The sequence below is a fragment of the Cryobacterium sp. MLB-32 genome (genome assembly GCF_000738085.1).
Lineage (GTDB): Bacteria > Actinomycetota > Actinomycetes > Actinomycetales > Microbacteriaceae > Cryobacterium.
This window is the reverse complement of sequence record NZ_JPRS01000309.1, coordinates 1-1,504: the sequence shown is the minus strand read 5'-3', so window position 1 is coordinate 1,504 and position 1,504 is coordinate 1. Positions and strand designations below refer to the sequence as shown.

General features: G+C 61.6%; 3 protein-coding genes. All 3 read left to right on the top strand.

Going from position 1 to position 1,504, the window contains the following annotated elements:
* Window positions 1-275, top strand: a 275-nt coding sequence (gene rplW / locus JF66_RS17985; RefSeq protein WP_035880170.1) for a 50S ribosomal protein L23, incomplete at its 5' end; no start/stop codon positions are given.
* A 24-nt stretch (window positions 276-299) separates the two neighbouring features.
* On the top strand, window positions 300-1,139 hold the full coding sequence (rplB, locus tag JF66_RS17980) for a 50S ribosomal protein L2 (protein WP_035834612.1): 840 nt from the start codon (window positions 300-302) through the stop codon (window positions 1,137-1,139).
* Window positions 1,140-1,148: 9 nt separating this feature from the next.
* Window positions 1,149-1,430 (top strand): 30S ribosomal protein S19, encoded by a 282-nt coding sequence (gene rpsS, locus JF66_RS17975; RefSeq protein ID WP_035880168.1) that lies wholly within the window; start codon window positions 1,149-1,151, stop codon window positions 1,428-1,430.
* Window positions 1,431-1,504: the final 74 nt, after the last annotated feature.

Sequence of the window (1,504 nt, the reverse complement as noted above, 5' to 3'; positions counted from 1 at the left end):
GCGACATCATCATCGCTCCGGTTGTCTCTGAGAAGAGCTACGGCCTGATCGACGAGGGTAAGTACACCTTCATCGTTGACCCCCGTTCGAACAAGACGGAGATCAAGCTCGCGATCGAGTCCATCTTCAAGGTGCAGGTCGCTTCGATCAACACCCTGAACCGCGTGGGCAAGACCCGTCGCACCAAGTTCGGAATGGGCAAGCGCAAGGACACCAAGCGTGCCATTGTCACGCTCAAGTCCGGCTCCATCGACATCTTCACGGCCGTCGGCTAAGCGGCGCGGACTAGAGGAACAGAAATGGCTATTCGTAAGTACAAGCCCACGACCCCGGGTCGTCGCGGTTCATCCGTCGCCGACTTCGCGGAAATCACCCGCTCCACCCCGGAAAAGTCGCTTCTGCGGCCGCTCTCGAAGACCGGTGGACGTAACAACCAGGGTCGCATCACGACTCGCCACATCGGTGGTGGCCACAAGCGCCAGTACCGTGTGATCGACTTCAAGCGCAACGACAAGGACGGCGTCAACGCCCGCGTTGCCGAAATCGAGTACGACCCGAACCGTACGGCACGCATTGCGCTGCTGCACTTCGTGGACGGCACCAAGCGTTACATCATCGCCCCGAACAAGCTCAACCAGGGCGACATCATCGAGTCGGGAGCCGGGGCTGACATCAAGCCCGGCAACAACCTGCCGTTGAAGAACATCCCCACCGGTACCATCATTCACGCGATCGAGCTTCGTCCGGGTGGTGGCGCCAAGATGGCCCGCTCCGCCGGTGCGTCTGTTCGCCTCGTGGCGAAGGAAGGTGTCTACGCCCAGCTGCGTCTGCCCTCCGGCGAAATCCGCAACGTGGATGCTCGCTGCCGTGCAACGATCGGCGAGGTCGGCAACGCCGAGCAGTCGAACATCAACTGGGGCAAGGCCGGCCGTATGCGCTGGAAAGGCGTTCGCCCGACAGTTCGTGGTGTCGCCATGAACCCGGTCGACCACCCGCACGGTGGTGGTGAGGGTAAGACGTCCGGTGGACGTCACCCCGTTACCCCGTGGGGCCAGAAGGAAGGGCGCACCCGCCACCCGAACAAGGAAAGCGACAAGCTCATCGTTCGTCGCCGCACCGTCGGCAAGAAGCGTAAGTAGGAGTAGACGATGCCACGCAGTCTTAAGAAAGGCCCATTCGTTGACGACCACCTGCTTCGCAAGGTAGTCACGGCGAACGAAGCCAAGAGCAAGAACGTAATCAAGACCTGGTCGCGCCGCTCGATGATCATCCCCGGCATGCTCGGGCACACCATCGCAGTGCACGACGGTCGCAAGCACATCCCGGTGTTCGTCACCGAGAGCATGGTTGGGCACAAACTCGGTGAGTTCGCCCCCACGCGCACCTTCCGTGGTCACGTGAAGGACGACAAGAAGGGCCGTCGCCGCTAACGCGGGGACGTGAAGGAGGAGAAGAAATGGTGGAGTCGATCGCACGCGTGCGTCACATCCGCGTTACCCCCCAG

Coding starts and splice junctions, on each gene's coding strand:
- rplB (WP_035834612.1), top strand. CDS start 300: ATGGCTATTCGTAAGTACAAGCCCACGACCCCGGGTCGTCGCGGTTCA.
- rpsS (WP_035880168.1), top strand. CDS start 1,149: ATGCCACGCAGTCTTAAGAAAGGCCCATTCGTTGACGACCACCTGCTT.